Source organism: Dactylosporangium darangshiense, from assembly GCF_039537565.1.
GTDB classification, from domain to species: Bacteria; Actinomycetota; Actinomycetes; order Mycobacteriales; family Micromonosporaceae; genus Dactylosporangium; species Dactylosporangium darangshiense.
In genome coordinates, this window is record NZ_BAABAT010000015.1 from 14,586 (window position 1) to 33,895 (window position 19,310).

Annotated in this window: 20 protein-coding genes; 6 read left to right on the forward strand and 14 right to left on the reverse strand. The window is 71.1% G+C overall.

Annotated features, from left to right (window positions below; all coding sequences use genetic code 11):
• Positions 1–347: 347 nt before the first annotated feature.
• The 5 genes from tnpB to ABD901_RS26235 form a co-directional block, all read right to left on the reverse strand.
• On the reverse strand, positions 348–1,805 hold the full coding sequence (gene tnpB / locus ABD901_RS26215; protein WP_345130115.1) for an IS607 family element RNA-guided endonuclease TnpB: 1,458 nt from the start codon (positions 1,803–1,805) through the stop codon (positions 348–350).
• Positions 1,802–2,257, reverse strand: a complete 456-nt coding sequence (locus ABD901_RS26220; protein WP_345130495.1) for a hypothetical protein — start codon at positions 2,255–2,257, stop codon at positions 1,802–1,804. The genes tnpB and ABD901_RS26220 overlap by 4 nt, the downstream gene beginning before the upstream one ends.
• Before the next feature lie 77 nt (positions 2,258–2,334).
• On the reverse strand, positions 2,335–2,910 hold the full coding sequence (locus tag ABD901_RS26225; RefSeq protein WP_425556720.1) for an IS607 family transposase: 576 nt from the start codon (positions 2,908–2,910) through the stop codon (positions 2,335–2,337).
• 59 nt (positions 2,911–2,969) lie between these two features.
• Positions 2,970–3,479: a hypothetical protein gene (locus ABD901_RS26230; protein WP_345130117.1), complete on the reverse strand. Its 510-nt coding sequence runs from the start codon at positions 3,477–3,479 to the stop codon at positions 2,970–2,972.
• Positions 3,476–4,108 carry a LuxR C-terminal-related transcriptional regulator gene (locus ABD901_RS26235; protein WP_345130119.1) on the reverse strand — a complete coding sequence of 211 codons (633 nt, stop codon included), beginning with the start codon at positions 4,106–4,108 and terminating at the stop codon, positions 3,476–3,478. Before ABD901_RS26235 ends, ABD901_RS26230 begins: the two co-directional genes overlap by 4 nt.
• 35 nt (positions 4,109–4,143) lie before the next feature.
• Here ABD901_RS26235 and ABD901_RS59130 point away from each other — a divergent pair, with 35 nt between their 5' ends.
• The 3 genes from ABD901_RS59130 (at position 4,144) to ABD901_RS26250 (ending at position 6,046) form a co-directional block, all read left to right on the forward strand.
• Positions 4,144–4,551, forward strand: coding sequence for an SDR family oxidoreductase (locus ABD901_RS59130; RefSeq protein ID WP_380132079.1), 408 nt, complete (start codon positions 4,144–4,146; stop codon positions 4,549–4,551).
• Between the two features lie 537 nt (positions 4,552–5,088).
• Entirely contained in the window at positions 5,089–5,691 is a 603-nt protein-coding gene (locus ABD901_RS26245) for a hypothetical protein (protein WP_345130121.1), read from the forward strand.
• A complete protein-coding gene (locus ABD901_RS26250; protein ID WP_345130482.1) occupies positions 5,675–6,046 on the forward strand; it encodes a polysaccharide deacetylase family protein in 372 nt (123 codons plus the stop codon). The genes ABD901_RS26245 and ABD901_RS26250 overlap by 17 nt, the downstream gene beginning before the upstream one ends.
• On the opposite strand, the gene ABD901_RS26255 is transcribed toward ABD901_RS26250, so the two are convergent.
• The 8 genes from ABD901_RS26255 to mmsA form a co-directional block, all read right to left on the reverse strand.
• Complete coding sequence (locus tag ABD901_RS26255; protein WP_345130123.1) at positions 6,034–7,047, reverse strand: sensor histidine kinase; 1,014 nt, start codon at positions 7,045–7,047, stop codon at positions 6,034–6,036. The genes ABD901_RS26250 and ABD901_RS26255 overlap by 13 nt on opposite strands.
• Positions 7,044–7,676: a LuxR C-terminal-related transcriptional regulator gene (locus tag ABD901_RS26260; protein ID WP_345130125.1), complete on the reverse strand. Its 633-nt coding sequence runs from the start codon at positions 7,674–7,676 to the stop codon at positions 7,044–7,046. Before ABD901_RS26260 ends, ABD901_RS26255 begins: the two co-directional genes overlap by 4 nt.
• A gap of 52 nt (positions 7,677–7,728) precedes the next feature.
• Positions 7,729–9,123 carry a hypothetical protein gene (locus ABD901_RS26265; RefSeq protein WP_345130127.1) on the reverse strand — a complete coding sequence of 465 codons (1,395 nt, stop codon included), beginning with the start codon at positions 9,121–9,123 and terminating at the stop codon, positions 7,729–7,731.
• Entirely contained in the window at positions 9,120–9,611 is a 492-nt protein-coding gene (locus tag ABD901_RS26270; protein ID WP_345130129.1) for a SigE family RNA polymerase sigma factor, read from the reverse strand. Before ABD901_RS26270 ends, ABD901_RS26265 begins: the two co-directional genes overlap by 4 nt.
• 156 nt (positions 9,612–9,767) lie before the next feature.
• Positions 9,768–10,931, reverse strand: coding sequence for an ROK family protein (locus ABD901_RS26275; protein ID WP_345130130.1), 1,164 nt, complete (start codon positions 10,929–10,931; stop codon positions 9,768–9,770).
• An 83-nt stretch (positions 10,932–11,014) separates the two neighbouring features.
• Positions 11,015–12,136, reverse strand: coding sequence for a substrate-binding domain-containing protein (locus tag ABD901_RS26280; protein ID WP_345130132.1), 1,122 nt, complete (start codon positions 12,134–12,136; stop codon positions 11,015–11,017).
• Between the two features lie 70 nt (positions 12,137–12,206).
• Positions 12,207–13,502 (reverse strand): multiple monosaccharide ABC transporter permease, encoded by a 1,296-nt coding sequence (mmsB, locus tag ABD901_RS26285; protein ID WP_345130135.1) that lies wholly within the window; start codon positions 13,500–13,502, stop codon positions 12,207–12,209.
• Positions 13,499–15,046, reverse strand: coding sequence for a multiple monosaccharide ABC transporter ATP-binding protein (gene mmsA / locus ABD901_RS26290; protein WP_345130484.1), 1,548 nt, complete (start codon positions 15,044–15,046; stop codon positions 13,499–13,501). Before mmsA ends, mmsB begins: the two co-directional genes overlap by 4 nt.
• A 294-nt stretch (positions 15,047–15,340) precedes the next feature.
• Here mmsA and ABD901_RS26295 point away from each other — a divergent pair, with 294 nt between their 5' ends.
• On the forward strand, positions 15,341–16,576 hold the full coding sequence (locus ABD901_RS26295; RefSeq protein WP_345130137.1) for an ROK family transcriptional regulator: 1,236 nt from the start codon (positions 15,341–15,343) through the stop codon (positions 16,574–16,576).
• Positions 16,577–16,799: 223 nt separating this feature from the next.
• Here ABD901_RS26295 and ABD901_RS26300 read toward each other — a convergent pair whose 3' ends face one another.
• Positions 16,800–17,543 carry an IclR family transcriptional regulator gene (locus ABD901_RS26300; protein ID WP_345130139.1) on the reverse strand — a complete coding sequence of 248 codons (744 nt, stop codon included), beginning with the start codon at positions 17,541–17,543 and terminating at the stop codon, positions 16,800–16,802.
• 28 nt (positions 17,544–17,571) lie between these two features.
• Here ABD901_RS26300 and eda point away from each other — a divergent pair, with 28 nt between their 5' ends.
• Both eda and ABD901_RS26310 read left to right on the forward strand, forming a co-directional pair.
• Positions 17,572–18,219 carry a bifunctional 4-hydroxy-2-oxoglutarate aldolase/2-dehydro-3-deoxy-phosphogluconate aldolase gene (gene eda, locus ABD901_RS26305; protein WP_345130141.1) on the forward strand — a complete coding sequence of 216 codons (648 nt, stop codon included), beginning with the start codon at positions 17,572–17,574 and terminating at the stop codon, positions 18,217–18,219.
• Complete coding sequence (locus ABD901_RS26310; protein WP_345130143.1) at positions 18,216–19,310, forward strand: sugar kinase; 1,095 nt, start codon at positions 18,216–18,218, stop codon at positions 19,308–19,310. The genes eda and ABD901_RS26310 overlap by 4 nt, the downstream gene beginning before the upstream one ends.

The window sequence follows — 19,310 nt, forward strand, 5'->3', positions numbered from 1 at the left end:
AACCCGCAACGGCTCTGCGGGCGCGCACCGAACCGGGCCGGGCGCGGGCGCGGCAAGCTGGTCCTCGTCGCAGTGCCGCGCCGTTGGAAACCCGGAGCCGGAACGCACCTTGGGGGGAAACGCCGTCACCGGCGCCGGGTGCTCCGGCGATGGGGTCCGGGCCGGCGGCGACCTGCGGATCCGGGCTCAGCTCGGCGTGGCTGGCCCGGATACCGCACTGTCCGGCGGCCGCGCCAGGTCGAGCCGGACCTCGGGCGCGCGCGCCGCGGGGCCGTGCCACCCGTTACTGAGTCTGTAGTCAGACATCAGCATTTCGTGCGTTTCCGCGCGGAAGGTCCTTAACGGTGTCACCACAGTCCGAGTTGGGTTGTGGTGTCCTGATGAAGGTCTCGCGTTTCTGTCCGACTGTGGGTCGGTTTTGCGCCACCTGCCCGCCCCGCCGGGTCCTTGCGGGCCTGGCGGGTGGTGCGGGTCTTCTGGTCGGCTCCACGCGGTTTCGGCACTCGCGTGCCCAGGTCTCCGGCCACTCCGGTACCTGTACTGCAAGCCGCAGCGAGGGCGGCGAGGTTGCGGGCTGCGTTCTCGTCCCGGTCCATGACGAGGCCACAGTCGAGGCCGTCGCAGCGGAATACTCGGATGTGCAGCGGCAGCTTGGCTTTCACCGCGCCGCAGTTCGAGCAGGTTTTTGAGGACGGGTACCAGCGCGAGGCGACGACGGTGCGGTAGCGGTTCCACTCGCTTTTGTAGGTGAGCTGGCGCCGGATCTCCCCGAACCCGGCATCGGCGATCCTCCTCGCGAGGCGCCGGTTCTTCAGCATCCCGGCGACATTGAGGTCTTCCATCACTACCGTGCCGTACTCGCTGCCGATCGTGGTGGTCAGTTTGTGCAGCGCATCAGCCCGCAGGTTCGCGACCCGGTGATGGATGCGGGTACGTTCGGCGTTGGCCTTGAGCCATCGCTTCGATGGTTTCTGCCCAGTACGGCGATCCGGCCCCTGACGGCGGCAGACGCGGCGGGAGAGCCGTTTGATCACCTTGAGCGCGCTGTCGTAGTGGGCCGGGTTCGGGATGTAGCGGATCTCACCAGCCGAGTCGGCCATGACCGCGAGTACCTTCACCCCGAGGTCCACGCCGACCGTCACATCGCAACGGGCGACCTTGGTGGTCTCGCGCTTGACCTCCACCTGGAAGGAGACGAACCATCGGCCACGGTCGTGCCGCACGGTGGCGGACAGGACACGAGCCGTCCCGTTCACGATGCGACGCTGGAGCTTGCGGGTCTTCTCGTGCGTGCGGATCGTGCCCAGCCGGGGCAGGGTGACGTGCCGGCGGTCGGGCTCGACGCGGATGGTTCCGGTGGTGAACCTGCAGGCGAGCCTTGCATGGTGCTTCGACTTCCGGCGCGGCATACCCATACGGGCGCCCTTGCGCTTGCCGTTGTTCGACTTCGCGTAGTTGTCGAACGCCGCCGCAGCGTTGGCAAGGCCGGTGTTGTACGCCTCCTTGGAGTTCTCCTGCCACCAGTCCGCGAAGCGCGGGTCGGTCTTCTTGACCTCATTGAACGTTTTCCGCAGCGCAGGCAAGCTCCAGGGCCGCCAAGGCGTCAGCTCGGCTTCGGGGATGCCGTAGGACTCCTCCGCCTTCCGCTGCCACCACGCCGCCGTCACCCAGCCAACAGCCCAGTTGTACGCGGCCCTGGCAGCACCGCAATGCGAACGCAGCGCGGCCTCCTGGGTCACGTTCGGGTCCAAGGCAAACTGGTACGCCTGGACCACGAAACCGGGCTGCGGCTGGAACGTCTTCACGCTGCGCAGTCCCCCCGGTGCACGATCCACGTGGAGTGGTCGTGCGGGTCGATCCCGGCCCACCGCAGGGCGGCGATGTCGAGGTCAGAGAGGAGTTCGGGGATGATCTTGCCGCACGCCTCGGTGTGGGCGCGGCACAGTTCCTTGCTGGCACGCAACGCCATGTCCTGAGCGATCAGCTCGGCATCCGGGTTGCGGAAGTGCTTCGCCCCGGCCAACAGCCGCTTGGTGACCTTCTCCGTCAGGTTGAGCATTCGGTGCTCGTACTCGAGGTCAGCCTGGCGCTCACGGTACTCACGCTCGGCGGCGCAAGATGCGTTCTCGGCAAGCAGATCGGTGAACCACTCCGGCGCGTTGCGCGGGTCGACCTTCCACGCCGTGGCCTGCTGTGGAGTCAGCGTCTCGGTCACGCCAGCGCCACGCATCCACCGGGCTATCTCGTGGACCTTCATGTGCATGACGTTCGCCGTGGGCACGGGACACAGGGCACGGTCCGCCGTCTTCTGCAGGCTGAGGGGCTTCTTCGGCACTACTGGTCTTCCTTTTGCGGTCGCCGCGGCGATGGCACGGGCGGCGCGGTTCTTCGTGGCCGCTGCCCGTATCGGCGGGCACACATTGAGGTGAGCACGTCGGTCATGTCCTTGACCAGGTCGTCGGTGGTCTCCTCCGGGTCGAGGACCACCAGCTCGCGGCCGGTCGCCGATAGGGCGGCTTGCAGGTGCTCGACGCCAAACCGGGCGAGGCGGTTCCTGTGCTCTACGACGACCACGGCAACGTGCGGGTCGGCGAGCACGCGGTGCAACGTACGATGCTTGCCGTTCAAGCCCGAGCCAACTTCGGTCACAACCTCGCTCACGGCCAGGCCGCGCTTACCGGCTTCGGTGACGACACGGGCGACCTGCCGGTCAAGGTCCGGCTTCTGATCCGCCGACGACACCCGGCAGTACGCGACAACACAGCCGGAAACCTGCTTGCGCGGCTCCTCCACGATCCACGTGCCGGAGGGTGCCTGGCGGACTGGGACGGGCAACTTCCCATCCTTCACCCACCGCCAGGCGGTCTGATAGCTCACACCTTGCCGGCGTTCCCACTCCGCGAGTTTCACCCCGGGCCAGTATATACGACTACAGATGACTATGTTTGCCAACAAATCCGGAGCAGTTGTTACCCCCACGTACAGCTGCGCGCCGAGCAGCTCGGCCCGCTCGCGCATGCCGTGCAGGCCGTGCCCCGCGGCGAACCCGCCCGGCGGCGTTCGGCCTCGGCGCCGTCGAGCCGCGACCGGGCCCGGTCGAGGCGGGCGCGGTGGCGCTCGACGGCGGCCTCGCGCAGGGCCAGGCCCGCGGTCGCGAACAGCAGGGCGACGGGGATGAGCAGCAGCAGTACCGAGGGATCCGGCCGGACGCTGGCCTGCCAGAGCGCGGCGACGGCGATGAGCGCCGAGAAGCCCGTCGCGGCCAGCAGCCCCGCCCGCCCGGCGAAGCGCCGCGCAGCCGGTGCCGGCGGCCCCGCGAGGGCGAGCAGGAACGCGGCGCCGGCCCCGGCGGCGCTCCACAGCTCGGCCCGCGGGCTGATACCGCCGAGCTCGAGCACGATCGCGGCGGTGAGCAGCGCGGCCCCGGCGGCGGTCAACCCCGCCGCGACGCTCTCGGCGACCCGCTCGGCCCGGCTCACGGCAGCAGGCCCAGGCGGTGGGCGGCGGCGACGAGCTCGGCGCGGCTCGCCGTGCCCAGGCGGGTCCGCAGGCCGGCGCGGTGGGTCTCGACGGTGCGCAGGCTGATCGAGAGCCGCCGGGCGATCTCGGCGTTGGTGTGGCCCGCGGCCAGCAGCGCCAGCACGTCGCGCTCCCGCGGGCTCAGCGCGTCCGCCGGCGCCGGGCGGCTGCGGGCCAGGCGGGCGCCGAGCTCGGCGTCGACGTAGACCGAGCCGGCCATCACGGTCTCCACGGCGCGCAGCAGATCGTCGGCGGCGGCCTCCTTGAGGACGTAGGCGTGTACCCCGGCCGCGAACGCCTCCCGCGCGAACGACAGGTCGTCGTGCATCGTGAGCACCACGATCCGCGGCGGTGGGTCGGCGGCCAGCAGGCCGGGCAGGGCCGGCAGCGCGCTGTCCGGGCCGAAGCTCAGGTCCAGCACGATGAGGTCGGGGCGCAGCCGGTGCGCCACCGTGCGCAGCTCGTCGAGGCCGGCCGCCTCGCCCTCCACGCGGCAGCGCGGGTCGGCGGCGAGCAGCGCGCGCAGGCCGGCGCGCACCACGAGATGGTCATCGGCCAGCAGGATGCGCCAGGCCCGGTTGTCGCCCATGACGCCGTTGTATCTCGGGTCCGGCGCGGGTACCAATGAAGATCTGCACGGGGAGGAATGCGCATGTTTCTGGTCACCGGGGCCACCGGAACGTCGGGCGGGAGATCGTGGCGGCGCTGGCCGCGGCCGGGGAGCCGGTCCGCGCGCTCGTGCGCGATCCCGCGAAGGCGGCGCTGCCGGCCGGCGCCGAGGACGTCGAGGGCGACCTCAACAAGCCGGAGACGTTCGCCGATGCGCTGACGGGTGCTCGGGGGATGTTTCTGCTGCCGGGGTACGACAACATCGAAGGACTGCAGCAGCGGTACGTCGACGCCTTCTTCAGCTTCTATGTCGACCGCACGCTGGACGAGGCGACGGTGCACCCCGCGGTCGCCGAGGTGGCCGGCCGGGCGCCCCGCACCTTCCGCGACTGGGCCGAGGCGCACCGGACGGACTTCGAATAGGCACGTCCGCCCGGGTGCCCGGGCCGGCCGCCGGGGGACCGGGCGGACGTGCAGGCGTGATCAGGCGGTGGCGCGGACGCTGCCTTCGTCGGGGTCAGAGGAGCGCGGCCGGTGACGGTGTACCGGGTGTGGGTCACCTGCGTGTGTGCACCAGCCGGGTCGGTGAGAGCTCGATCGGGTCGCCGAGCGGTCGTCCGGGGCGAGCAGCTGCATCCCGCCGCCGGCCACCGCGACGTTGCGCCCGCAGCGGCATCGCCTGCCCGCTGCCACGGCCGTGCCGATCGCGACGAGCGTGGTGGCCGCTGTCCTGGACGGCGTCGTGCCCGGGCCCCGAGCACATCGACGAACCAGTACTGTGTCAGCGTGCAACCGACCCAGGGACCCGGAGGCTGGCCGCCCCCGCAACGCGGGCCGGTGCCCGGTCCCGCGCCTGCACCGGCATTCGGACCTCCGGCACCCAGTCCATGGCGGCCGCCCGGGCCACCGCCGTTTCCGCCTCCACCCGCCCCGAAGCGCCGCGGACGCTGGGCGCCGCTCGTGGTCGTGCTGGTCCTCGTCGCGCTGGTGTGCCTGGGCCTGCCCGGCGCCGGTGCGATCTGGTACGTCATGCAGAACAACGGCCCGTATCACACCGTCGACGTGGTGTGCGGTGTCGTCAACAGCCCGGCCAGCAAGCAGTACACCGGCGGCCTGGCCGGCGAGCCGACAACCGGCGCCTGGACGAGCGGCTGCAACTGGACGAAGGACGCGGACTTCCTCTTCACCGTGCAGGTGTCGGTGGAGCACAAGCACGGGTTCCATGACAGCATCGATGAAGCCAAAACCTGGTACAACATGATGAAGGACCAGGCTGCTTCCGCGACCGGCGACCTGGATACGTCGTTCGCGGGTGAAAATACGTGGGGCATCGGCGATGAGGCATACCTGTCGTTCACGTCCAAGCTGACGGCGTCGGGCAAGTCCCGCGCCGACAAGCAGTTGGTGGTCGCCCGGACCGGCAACGTGGTCATCGAGGTGCAGTACCTCAAGGTCGTGCCGGCCACGCAGACCGCGAGCTACTCCGAGGCGAACGACCAGGCCCGCGGGTTCCGCGACCCTGCGCTCGCGCTGTTCAAGGACGTCACTGAAGACCTTCACTGAGCCGGACCGAGCTTCCGGCAAGTCGTACGCGTTCCAGAAGAACGAGATCTGCGGCGGCGCCGATCAGCTCGGCCAGATGTACGGCCGCCGCCCCGTGCTCTTCCGCCCGCCCTTCGGCGAGAAGGACGCCACCACGCTCAAGGTCGTGCACGACTGCGGGATGAAGGCGGCGTTCTTCTGGAAGGAGACCACGGACAAGGGCATCGTGCGCTACCAGGCCGGCAACACCGTGAAGGCCGGCGACATCATCCTCATGCACTTCCGGCCCGCGTTCGTCGACGACTTCCTCGCCGTGCTGCAGGCGATCTCCCAGGCCGGCCTCACCCCAGCCCGCCTGGAGGACTACATCGCCTGAACCGGCAGGTCCAGGCGTACCTCGGTACCGCGAGGGGCGGCCGCGCCGACGTGCAGGCCGGCGCCGAGCAGCTCGGCGCGCTCGCGCATGCCGTGCAGGCCGTGCCCCGCGGCGAATCCGCCCGGCGGCGGCCCGCCCCCGTCGTCGCGCACCACGACCCGCACCCCCGGCCCGTGCGGCCCGGCCTCGATGCGCACCCGCGCGGCGCCCGCGTGGCGCAGGGCGTTGGTCAGCGCTTCCTGGACGATGCGGTACACCCCGATCTCCGCCGCCGCCGGCAACCGTGGCAGCGCGTCGACCGCCGCCTCGACGTCGAGCCCGTCGCGGTCCCGGGCGCGCCGGGCGAGATCCTCCAGCGCCGCGGCGAGGCCGAGGGCGTCCAGGGCGAGGGGCCGCATCTGCGCGATGATCCGCCGCAGCGACTGGATCTGGCGCCCCACGATCTCGCGCGCGTCCGCGATCGCGGCCGTTTGCGCTGTCGCGTTGGCCGCGCCCGCTGTTGCCGCCGCGGCCAGCAGGACCTGGACGGCGGCGAGGTCCTGCAGCGCGTCGTCGTGCAGCTCGCGGGCCCAGCGGCGGCGTTCGGCCTCGGCGCCGTCCAGGCGCGACCGGGCCCGGTCGAGCCGGGCGCGGCGGCGCTCGACGGCGGCCTCGCGCAGGGCCAGGCCCGCGGTCGCGAACAGCAGGGCGACGGGGATGAGCAGCAGCAGTACCGAGGGATCCGGCCGGACGCTGCCCTGCCAGAGCGCGGCGACGGCGATGAGCGCCGAGAAGCCCGTCGCGGCCAGCAGCCCCGCCCGCCCCGCGAAGCGCCGCGCAGCCGGCGCCGGCGGCCCCGCGAGGGCGAGCAGGAACGCGGCGCCGGCCCCGGCGGCGCTCCACAGCTCGGCCCGCGAGCTGATACCGCCGAGCTCGAGCACGATCGCGGCGGTGAGCAGCGCGGCCCCGGCGACGGTCGACCCCGCCGCGACGACCCCGGCGAACCGCTCGACCCGGGTCATGCCAGCAGTCCGAGGCGGTGTGCGGCGGCGACGAGCTCGGCGCGGCTCGCCGTGCCCAAGCGGGTCCGCAGGCCGGCGCGGTGGGTCTCGACGGTGCGCAGGCTGATCGAGAGCCGCCGGGCGATCTCGGCGTTGGTGTGGCCCGCGGCCAGCAGCGCCAGCACGTCGCGCTCCCGCGGGCTCAGCGCGTCCGCCGGTGCCGGGCGGCTGCGGGCCAGGCGGGCGCCGAGCTCGGCGTCGACGTACACCGAGCCGGCCATCACGGTCTCCACCGCGCGCAGCAGATCGTCGGCGGCGGCCTCCTTGAGGACGTAGGCGTGTACCCCGGCCGCGAACGCCTCCCGCGCGAACGACAGGTCGTCGTGCATCGTGAGCACCACGATCCGCGGCGGCGGATCGGCGGCCAGCAGGCCGGGCAGGGCCGGCAGCGCACTGTCCGGGCCGAAGCTCAGGTCCAGCACGATGAGGTCGGGCCGCAGGCGGTGCGCCACCGTGCGCAGCTCGTCGAGGCCGGCCGCCTCGCCCTCCACGCGGCAGCGCGGGTCGGCGGCGAGCAGCGCGCGCAGGCCGGCGCGCACCACGAGATGGTCATCGGCCAGCAGGATGCGCCAGGCCCGGTTGTCGCCCATGGTGCCGTTCTATCTCGCGTTCCTGTGAATGTGATAGGTCGGGCCGGTGCGCTTAGTCCCAGTTCCGCATGAGGCCCTGCCCGGCCAGGATCTGGGTCGTGTTGCGCGGCTCGGACACCGTCAGCTCGGCCACCGTGCGGCCCTGCGCGTCGACCGCCCGGATGATCACCTTCGCGGGGACCGGCACGTGGAGGACGCCGACGCCGTCGGCCAGGGTCACCTTGGTCTCCGCGCCCGGGCCCGAACCGGCGCGCAGCTCGACGGCGCCCGGCGGGGCGAGCACCAGCAGGCGGTCGGACAGGGAGCGGTGGTCCTCGGCGGGGAGCCGGACGGCGACGAAGTCGGACCGGGGCGAGACCGCGGTGGTGACTTGGGCCGACGGCATCGCACCCTGCTCCAGGTCGGTGTCGGGTTTGACGGACGTGACGAGGTACCCGTCGCCCTTGCCGGTGGCCGCGACCACGACGGCCGAACCGTCGCCGAGCTCGCCGACGCCGACGGCGACGGACCGGCTCTCGCCCTCCACGGTGCCGCCCCACACGATCCTTCGGTCGCGCACGTCGAGGCCGGGCAGCGGCGGCCAGTACCGCAGCAGCTGCGCGACCACCTCGGGGTCGGCGTGGCCGCGTTCGGCCGGCGGAGGGGTCCCGGGCCCGTGCGGCCCGTCGAGCGAGCCCGCGACGAGGACCTCGCGGACCACGCCGTCGCAGCTGATCTTCCACCAGCGCTGCAGGGCCGGCCTGTCCTCGACGACGAACGCGGCGCCCTGGGCCCAGGTCTGCTGCAGCGACGAGTCGGGCCCGACCTTGGTCGCGGCCGACGGCGCGGCGAGGCACCCCGGCGGCACCATGGCGATGGTGTACTTCCCCGCGTCCCCGCCCAGCGTGAACGGCTCGAGCGCGCCGGTCTGCATCCCGTGGTCGGTGGACACGAGCGCGTCGGCGCCGCTGCCGGCGGGTGCGGCCGCGGCGACGAACTGAACCCGCTCGTTGTTGTAGTAGGCGGCGGCGTACGCGCGGGACCCGCCGACGTCGACGATGTACAAGACCTTGATCCGGTCCAGGGCGGGGTTGATGGCCCACGAGCGGCGGACCCGGTCCAGGGCCTGGCGCAGGGCCTCGACCAGCGCCGGGTCCGCCTGTGCGGCGTTGCCGCGGGTCGACGCCGCGATGATGTCGCGGCCCCAGTGGTCCAGCGCCACGTCGTTGGACTCTCGGAAGTATGGCGGCGGCTCCGGCGTCGGGTTGGGCGACGGGTTTGACGGCGCGACGAGCGCCTGCGCGCCCAGCACCGCGGCGACGACCGCCGCGGCCAGCGCCGTGCTGCCCCACCGCCAGCCCCGCCGGCGGCGACGGCGCAGCAGCCGGGCGTACGGGTCGGGCTCGGGCCGGACCGGGGCGACCGCGCGCGCCATCTCCTCGCGGAGCCGCTCCTCCAGCGTGCTCATCGTCCGCTCCTCTGCGTGTCGCCCGACTCCAGCACCGTGCGCAGCCGCGCCAGCCCGCGCGACGCCTGGCTCTTGACCGTGCCGACCGAGCACCCCAGGATCTCGGCGGTGTCGGCCTCGGAGAGGTCCTCCCAGTACCGCAGCACGAGCACGGCCCGCATCCGCTCCGGCAGCCGGGACAGCTCGGTGACGAGCATCGAGCGCTCCGCGAAGCCCCACGACGGGTCGTCGGGGTCGTCCGGCTCCGGCGGGGAGGCGCTGAGCAGCTCCCGCCGCACCGCCCGCCACCAGCTGGTGCGCTGGTTCACCATCGCCCGCCGCAGGTAGGGCATCGGCTCGGCGATCCGCTCGAACCGCGGCATGATCTTCAACAGGCAGCTCTGCACCAGATCCTCGGCCGTCGCGACCGAGCCGGTCAGCAGGTACGCGGTTTGCAGCAGCTCGGTGTACCGAAGCCGCACGAACTGCTCGAAGCCCTCACCCGCCACGCTGTCGCCTTCCGTTCGAGGCCGTCACAGCATGCACGCCGCCGGCCCGCGAAAGGTTGCGAGCCTATTGCGCGCCCTCGATGCCATCGCGCAGCCGCCGCGCCGCGGGCGACGTCGGCCAGCACCGTTGCGGTTCGCCCCGGCGGTGCCGAGTGGCTAGGGCGTGGTGTCGAGAGGGTCGGACAGGAGCCGTTCGAAGGCGAGTTCGGCGGCGCCGACCAGCGGGGCGTCGTTGCCGAGCAGCGGGGTGCGCAGGCCGACGTGGTCGCGGCAGGCCGGTAGGGCCATGGCTGTCAGGCGCGTGCGGACGTGGTCGGCGCCGGCGAGGTACAACTCCCGCAGCGTGCCGCCGAAGACCACCACGGTGGGGTTGAAGATGTTCACCAGGTTGGCCACGCCGAAGCCGAGCCAGCCGGCGGCGTGCTCGACCGCGGCCACGGCGTCGGGGTCGCCGGAGCGTGCGGCGCGGACGGCGGCGGCCACGGCGGCGCCGGGGGTGGGCACGGCACGGCCGGCGAGGTGGAGCAGGGCGCGCTCGCCGATTTCCGTTTCCCAGCAGCCGCGGGAGCCGCAGCCGCACAGGCGGCCGGAGGGGTTGACGACCATGTGGCCGACCTCGCCGCCGTGGCCGCCGTAGCCGGTGATGCGGCGGCCGCCGGCGATGATGCCGGCGCTGATGCCGGCGTCGCCGTGCAGGTAGATGACGTTGTCGACGCCTACTGCGGCGCCGCGGGTGTGCTCGGCCAGTGCTGCCAGGTCGGCGGAGCCGCCGATGATGGGGCGATGCGGCAGGTGCAGGGCGTCCAGGGCCGCGGTCAGGGCGGGCTCGATCGCGTCGTCGGTCCAGCCGAGGTGGTGGCGGACGGAGCCGGAGACGGCGAGGCCAGAGCCGACGAAGACGGCGCCGGCGGGGGCGGTGCGCTGCATGTCGGCGACGAGCGCGGCGAGGCCGGCGACGGCCGGTGCGGCGTCGGTGCCGGGCGGGCGGGCGGCGGCGCGGTCGTCGAGGACCTTGCCGCCGAGGCCGATCCGCGCGGCCCGGATGGCGTCGAGCTCCAGGCTCAGGGCGTACCCGTAGACGCGCGACGAGCGAGGGCTGACGACGATCGAGGGCCGGCCGGCGCGACCGGTCTCGTGCGGTACACCTTCGTCGATGAGACCGGCGGTGGCCAGGTCGGCGGTGAGTGCGCCGATGGTGCTGCGGTTGAGGCCGAGCCGGCTGGTCAGCTCGGCGCGGGACGTCGCGCCGCGGACGTGGACGTAGCGGAGCAGGGCCCCGAGGTTCTGCCTGCGCACCGACTCCTGCGGGCTGGTGGACACGCGCGTCCCTTCCGCCTGGAGAAAGACCGTGGGTCCCCGGAAAAACCGCTCCGGGGACCCACGATGCTGTGTTACCGGTTGGCTCAGCCCTTGGTGAGCGGCGAGAGCTTCGGGTCGTTGGCGTAGGCCTCGGCCGCGTTGGCCTTGGTGACGATCACCGGGGCGAGCAGGTACGCCGGGACAACCTTGACGCCGTTGTCGTACGACTTGGTGTCGTTGATCTCCGGCTCGCCGCCGCCCTGCAGGGCCTGGACCATCTTGATGGTCTGGGCAACCAGCTTGCGGGTGTCCTTGTTGATGGTCGAGTACTGCTCGCCGGCCATGATCGACTTGACCGACTCAACCTCGGAGTCCTGGCCGGTGACGACCGGGACGGGCTTGCCGGCGGCCTTCACCGAGGTGATGATCGCGCGGGCCAGGGTGTCGTTCGGGGAGAGCACGCCGTCGAGGGTCTTGTCACCCTTGGCGTAGGTCGAGTTCATGATGGCGTCCATGCGGGCCTGCGCACCCTCGGCCTTCCAGCCCTGGATCGCGGTCTGCTTGACGTCCTTCTGGCCGGAGCCGACGATGACGTCGCCCTTGTCGATGGCCGGCTTGAGCACGTCCATCGCGCCGTTGAAGAAGACACCGGCGTTGTTGTCGTCCGGCGAGCCGGAGAACAGCTCGATGGTCCACGGGCCGGTCGGCTTCTTGGCCTTCATGCCGTCCAGCAGGGCCTGACCCTGCAGCTGGCCGACCTTGAAGTTGTCGAACGCGACGTAGTAGTCGAGGTCCTTGGTGCCGGTGATGAGGCGGTCGTAGGCGATAACCACGGCGCCGGCGTCCTTGGCCTGCTTGACCTGGGTGCCGAGCTGCGCGGCGTCGGTCGCGCCGATGACGATGACCTTCGCGCCCTTGGTGATCATGGACGAGATCTGCGACTGCTGGTCGGCGACCGTGGTCGACGCACCGGCGTACTGCACGTCGGACTTGAAGCCGGCGTCCTTGAGGCCGTTGGTGAAGAGGTCACCGGCCAGGACCCAGTTCTCCGAGGTCTTCGACGGCAGGGCCACGCCGATCAGCGCGTCCTTGGCGAAGCCCTTGGCGGCCGCGCCGCCCGACGGGTTGCTGGAGGTGGTGCGGTCGCTGTTGCCGCACGCGGCGGTGCTCAGCGCCACCAGCGCCACGGCGCTGACCGCGAGGCTCCGGGTGAGGAACTTGCGCATGGCTAGGAAAGCCTTTCTTTCGGGATGTTACTGGGGATGGGGGCGTCTGCCGCGGTAGCGGCGGGGTGGGTCAGCCGGCGACCGGGGTCTTGATCGATTCCTGTCCGGCTTGGTTGGGCGCATCCGGCGGGGTGGGTTCCTGCCGGCGGAAGGGCTTCGTAATCGATCCGATGATCGAGAATCGGCCCTGGCTCTTGTTGTAGACATCCAGCGCGACGGCCGCGAGGAGGAACAGACCCTTGATGATCTGCACGCGGTCGGTTGCGACGCCGAGCAGCAGCAGGCCGTTGTTCAGCACGGCCATGACCAGACCACCGACGATGGAGCCCATGACGGTACCGATACCGCCGGACACCGCGGCGCCACCGACGAAGACGGCGGCGATCGCGTCGAGCTCCCAGCCGTTGCCGTCCTGCGGCCCGGAGGCGCCGGAGCGGGCCACGAAGATCATGCCGGCCAGGGCGGCCAGGATCGACATGTTCATCATGACGAAGAAGTTGACCTGGCGCAGCTTCACACCGGACAGCTCCGCGGCGCGGGCGTTGCCGCCGACCGCGTAGATGTGCCGACCGCCCGCGGTGTTGCGGGTGTAGAAGGAGTACGCGATGACCAGCCCGGCGAGGATGCAGCCCGAGATCGGGAAGCTCGTGCCGGGGCGGCCGCTGCCGTAGAGCAGCGTCGCGTAGACGATGACGCCGATCATGATGGCCAGTCGCAGGATCGAGATCCACATCGGGGCCGGCTCGGTGCCCATCTCGCGGCGCGTCTTGCGGGACCGCAGCTCGCGCCAGACGATCGCGAGGCAGGCGACGAGGCCGAGTAGCAGCGTGGAGTTGTTGTAGTTGGTGTTCGGTCCCCACTCGGGCAGGTAGCCGGCGCCGATCTGCTTGAAGCCCTCGGGCACCTGGATCGTCTCGGCGCTGCCGATGAACTGGTTGCCGCCGCGGAACAGCAGCATGCCGGCCAAGGTGACGATGAATGCCGGCACCCCGATATAGGCGACCCAGAAGCCCTGCCAGGCGCCGATGACCGCGCCGACGACGAGGCCCAGCACGATGCCGAGCTCCCACGGCAGGCCGGCCTTGATCGCCTTGGCCACGATGATGCCGACGAACGCCGCGATTGAGCCCACCGACAGGTCGATGTGGCCGGCGACGATGACCATCAGCATGCCGATGGAGAGCACGGAGATGTACGCGTACTGCTGGGTGAGGGCGATCAGGTTGCCCGGCTGGAGCGTCAGCCCGTCGGTCAGCCACTGGAACAGCACGACGATCGCCACGAGCGTGAAGATCATCGAGAACTGGCGGGCGTTCGAGGTGGTGCCTCCGAAGAGGTTCTTCTGCAGGTCCTTGAATCGGCTCATCGCGTCGGCATCTTCTTCGTAGAGGTCATCTGCTTCATGAGGATTTCCGGGTTGGCCTCGGCGCGCGGGAGCACGCCCGTGATGGTGCCTTCGAACACCGTGTAGATCCGGTCGCAAATTCCGAGCAGCTCGGGCAGCTCGGACGAGATCACGATGACGCCCTTACCCTGGTCGGCGAGGCGCTGGATGATGCCGTAGATCTCGTACTTCGCGCCGACGTCGATGCCCCGGGTGGGCTCGTCCAGGATCAGCAGGTCGGGGTCGGTGAACATCCACTTCGCCAGGACGACCTTCTGCTGGTTGCCGCCGGAGAGCTTGCTGACGCCCTCGTCGACGGTCGGCGCCTTGACGCGCAGCGCCTGGCGATACTCCTCGGCGACCTTGTGCTCGGCGACCGGGTCCAGCACGCCGTGCCGCGAGATCTTCGACAGCTTCGCGGCGACCGTGGAGGTCTTGATGTCGTCCAGCAGGTTGAGGCCGATCGACTTGCGGTCCTCGCTCACATACGCCAGGCCGTGCTTGATGGCCTCGGCGACCGACTTGAGCTGGATCTCCTCGCCGTCCTTGTAGATGTGGCCGGACAGGTACACCCCGTAGGAGCGGCCGAACAGGCTCATCGCCAGCTCGGTGCGCCCGGCGCCCATCAGGCCGGCGAAGCCGACGATCTCGCCGCGGCGGACGTTGAAGCTCGAGTTCTTGCAGACCAGCCGGTCCGCCGCGATCGGGTGGCGGACGGTCCAGTCGCGGACCTCGAAGAACACCTCGCCGATGTTCGGGGTGTGCTCGGGGTAGCGGCTGTCGAGGTCGCGGCCGACCATGCCGCGCACGATGCGGTCCTCGTCGACGCCGTCGGGGCCGACCTCGAGGGTCTCCACCGTCTTGCCGTCGCGCAGGATCGTGATCGAGTCGGCGATCGCCCCGATCTCGTTGAGCTTGTGCGAGATCATGATCGAGGTGATGCCCTGCCGCTTGAACTCACGCAGCAGGTCGAGCAGGTGCCGCGAGTCGTTCTCGTTGAGCGCGGCGGTCGGCTCGTCGAGGATCAGCAGCTTGACGTCCTTGGCGAACGCCTTGGCGATCTCGACCAGCTGCTGCTTGCCGACGCCGATGTCCTTGATGAGCGTGTCCGGGTCATCCTGCAGGCCGACCTGGGCCAGCAGCTCGATGGCCTTGCGGTTGGCGCCCTTCCAGTCGTACGAGCCGTTGCGGCGCGGCTCGTTGCCCAGGAACAGGTTCTCCGTGATCGACATGTGCGGCACCAGGGCGAGCTCCTGGTGGATGATCACGATGCCGGCCTTCTCGCTGGCCCGGATGTCGCCGAAGCGGCTCTCCGAACCCTGGTAGAAGATCTGGCCTTCATATGAGCCATACGGGTAGACGCCGCTGAGCACCTTCATCAGCGTCGACTTGCCCGCACCGTTCTCGCCGCAGATCGCATGGATCTCGCCCTGCCGCACCACAAGGTTGACGTCGCTGAGCGCCTTGACGCCCGGGAACTCCTTTGTGATCGACCGCATCTCGAGCAGGATCGGTGCGCTGCTCATCATGCGAGCCGCCTTGTCACCGACATCATGTTGCCTCCGAGGGGCGTTGCCGCCAGCCAGTTTTGTTGTGACGACCAACTTATTCCAGTGTGGCGATCCTGCCCAGACCCGTCCGCTGTTTCTCGGTAACAATCTGGCAATGATCTAGCGCCTGGAAGGTCACCGCGGCTACCGGGGAAGCGCTCTCACATGTCCGGGGTGTTAGCCGCGCGTGTCGGACTCTAAATCCAATTGCTTTACTAAGTCAACGGCGCAGGGCATCATGTAGGTAACGGTACGTAGGCGGGAGGCTGGGTGCGGCAGGTCGGGACAAATCTCCCAAAAGTCGGGCAATACAACCGGGCCGTCGTCCTGGATCAGATCCAGCTGGCCGACGGCACGAGCCGCGTGGAGATCGCTGAGCAGACCGGCCTGACCCCGCAGACGGTCTCCGGCATCGTGCGCCGGCTCATCGACGAGGGGATCGTGCGCGAGGACGGCGCGCGCTCCTCCAGCGGCGGCAAGCCGCGCACCGTGCTGCGCATCAACCCCGAGGCCGGGCGGGCCGTCGGCCTGCACTTCGACCCGGTGGAGCTCGCCTGCGTGGTGGTCGACCTGCTGGGCCGGCCGCTGGTCACGGCGCGCCGCCCGACCCCCGCCGACGTGGACCCGGCCAAGGTCACGGCGGCGATGGCCGGCCTGGTCGACGAGGTGCTCGCCGCGGCCGGGGTGGGCCGCGACCGGGTGCTGGGCGTAGGGCTGGCCACGCCCGGGCCGATCGACCAGTCGCTCGGCGAGGTCATCTCGCCGCCGCAGCTGTCGGACTGGACGCGGGTGCCGCTCAAGCAGATGGTGGCCGACGCCACCGGCCTGCCGGTCACGCTGGACAACGACGCCACGGCGGCGGCGATCGGCGAGCGGTGGGCGGGCGCGGGACGGGGCATCGCCAACTTCGCGTACTTCTTCCTCGGCACCGGCGTCGGCGGCGGGCTCGTCCTCGGTCACCAGGTGCACCGGGGCGGTTCGATGAACGCCGCGGAGTTCGGGCACACGTCGATTACGGAGAGTGGTCCCGCCTGCTACTGCGGCAACCGGGGCTGCCTCGAAAGCCTGATAAATCCGGCGGCGCTCGTCGCCGACGCGCACCGACTTTTGGCCGCCGGCGGTGAGAGCGCTCTCACGGCGGCCTTCCGCAGGCGACCGTCCACTGTGGACCACGGGGCCCTGTGCCGGGCCGCTGCGGCGGGCGACGCGCTCGCCGCCGGGGTGATCGGCCGGGCCGCCGAACGCCTCGCGGCCGTGGTCGTGAACGTCGTCAACATCGTCGACGTGGAGCTGGTCATCCTCGGCGGGCACGGCATTCGGCACGTCGAGGAACATTTCCGGCGGGCGGTGGTGTCGGCGCTGGAGGAGCGGGCCATCGCGCGGCGCATCCGGCGGGTGGAGGTGGCGCTCTCGCCGCTGGGCGACGACGCCGCCGTGGTGGGTGGCGCGGCCCTGGTGCTGCATTCCACGTTTTCACCGCAAGTCTCGGCGCTGCTGGCCGGCTGACGGCGCTTCGACATTCGCCACGAGAAATCGGATATATCCGTTATGTCCAAGAGAAGCGGGTTTGTGTCGCCGAAGGCGCCCTTTGGCGGGCGGCAATCGGCATGATCGCGCAGACATAGTGCCGCCCGCAATCCACCCGCGGCGCTGAATAGGGCATATACGAAATGTCGGATATGTCGTGGCGCGCCAGCGCCCGACATATCCGGAAAACGCCGGCAAAGGGTCAGAGAAAGCGGCGGGCGCTCGCTGCCTTTTCCACCGCCGCCGACAGCGCCGCCGCCACCTCGTCGATCGTGGACGGGCCGACGCGGGTGCGGGGAATGGACAGGCTGATCGCGTCGGCGGCCGGGTCGCGGGCCGGTACCGTGCGGGCCACACACACGATGCCCTCCGTGTTCTCCTCGCGATCCACCGCGTAGCCGCGCTCCCGGATCGCCGCCAGCTCGGCGTGCAGCGCCGCCCGGTCGACGATCGTGTGCGGGGTCAGCGCGGGGAGCGGGTCGGGGAGCAGGGCGTCCACTTCGGACGGTGGGCGCGCGGCCAGCAGGGCCTTACCCAGGGCCGTGGCGTGCGCGGGCAGGCGGCGGCCGATCGCGGAGTACAGGCGCAGGGGGTGCACCGACTCGCGCTTGGCGACGTAGGTGATGTCGGGGCCGTCCAGGCGGCCCAGGTGCGTGGTCTCGCCGAAGCGCGCGGCCAGCTCGTCCAGGATGCCCGACAGCAGGCCGACGGTGTCGTCGGCGTCGAGGTACGCCGCGCCGACCTGCAACGCGCGCAGGCCCAGGCGGAAGCGAGTCTCCTCGGCCTCGATCCACCCGCGCGCGGCCATCGTGCGCAGGATGCCGTGCAGGCTGCTCTTCGGGATGTCCAGCAGGCGCGTGAGCTCGGCCAGCGTCGACGGGCCCGCGGCGGCCAGGGTCTCGAGGATGTCGAGCGTCCGGTCGGCGGACTTCACAGGGTTGGTCACGCGACTCCCATGCACTATGGTCACGTACGTGACCGACGTTCAGCATACTGAACACACCCCAGTTCTCGAAACCATTGCCGCCGGGAAGATCGTGCCGGTGGTCGTCCTCGAGGAGGCCGCCTTCGCCGGGCGGCTGGCCGACGCCCTCGTCGAGGGCGGGCTGCACTGCGCCGAGGTGACGTTCCGGACCGCCGCCGCGGCCGACGCCATCCGGCGCATGGCCGACCGGCCGGGCATGCTCGTGGGCGCGGGCACCGTACTCACCGCCGCGCAGGTCGACCAGGCCGTCGACGCGGGCGCCCGGTTCGTCGTCAGCCCGGGCTTCAGCGCCGCCGTCGTCGCGCGCTGCGGTGAGCACGGCGTGCCGGTGTTCCCCGGCGTCGCCTCGCCGACCGAGATCATGCAGGCCCTCGACGCCGGCCTGGACACCGTGAAGTTCTTCCCCGCTGAGCAGCTGGGTGGGGTACCGATGGTGAAGGCGCTTGCGGCCCCCTTCCGCTCGGTGCGGTTCATACCCACCGGCGGCGTCAGCGCCGGCAACATCGCCGACTACCTGGCGCTGCCGTCCGTGCTCGCCGTGGGCGGCACCTGGATGGTCGCGCCCGATCTGCTCGCCGCCCGCGACTGGGACGCCGTGACCAGCCGCACGAAGACCGCATTGGAGAAGATCTCGTGATCCAGCTGCGCCCGGCGGCCGAGTGCCGCTACGACCTCGTCTCGCTCGGGGAGGTCATGCTCCGGCTCGACCCGGGCGAGGGGCGGATCCGCACCGCGCGGCAGTTCCGGGCGTGGGAGGGCGGCGGGGAGTACAACGTGGCCCGCGGGCTGCGCCGCTGCTTCGGGCTGCGCACCGGGCTCGTCAGCGCCTTCGCGGACAACGACGTCGGCCGGCTGCTGGAGGACCTGATCCTGCAGGGCGGGGTCGACACCACGTTCGTCAAGTGGGTCAAGTACGACGGGATCGGCCGCACCGTGCGCAACGGCCTCAACTTCACCGAGCGCGGCTTCGGGGTGCGCGGCGCCGTCGGGGTCTCCGACCGCGGGCACACCGCCGCGGGGCAGCTGCGCCCCGAGGACGTGGACTGGGAGCACCTCTTCGGCGAGCTCGGCGTGCGCTGGCTGCACACCGGCGGCATCTACGCGGCCCTGTCCGAGACCACGCCGGAGACCATCGAGGCCTGCCTGAGCGCCGCCCGCCGGCACGGCACCGTCATCTCCTACGACCTCAACTACCGGCCCAGCCTGTGGAAGGCGATCGGTGGGCAGGAGCGGGCCCGGGAGGTCAACCGGCGCCTGGCCGGGTTCGTCGACGTGATGATCGGCAACGAGGAGGACTTCACCGCCTGCCTCGGGCTCGAGGTGCCCGGCACCGACATCCACGCCGGCGCGCTGGAGGCCGAGAACTTCCGCACGATGATCTCGGCGGCCGTCGCGGCGTACCCCAACTTCGCAGTCGTCGCGACCACCCTGCGCGGCGTGCATACGGCGACCGTCAACGACTGGGGCGCCATCGCCTGGGCCGACGGAGACTTCGCCGAGGCGACGCACCGCCCGGGCCTGGAGATCCTCGACCGGGTCGGCGGCGGCGACAGCTTCGCCTCCGGCCTCATCTACGGGCTCATGACCTTCGGCGACCTCAAGACCGCCGTCGAGTACGGCGCGGCGCACGGCGCGCTGGCGATGACCACGCCCGGCGACACGTCGATGGCGAGCCTCAAGGAGGTCGAGGCGCTGGTGGCCGGCGCCGGCGCTCGCGTACAACGGTGA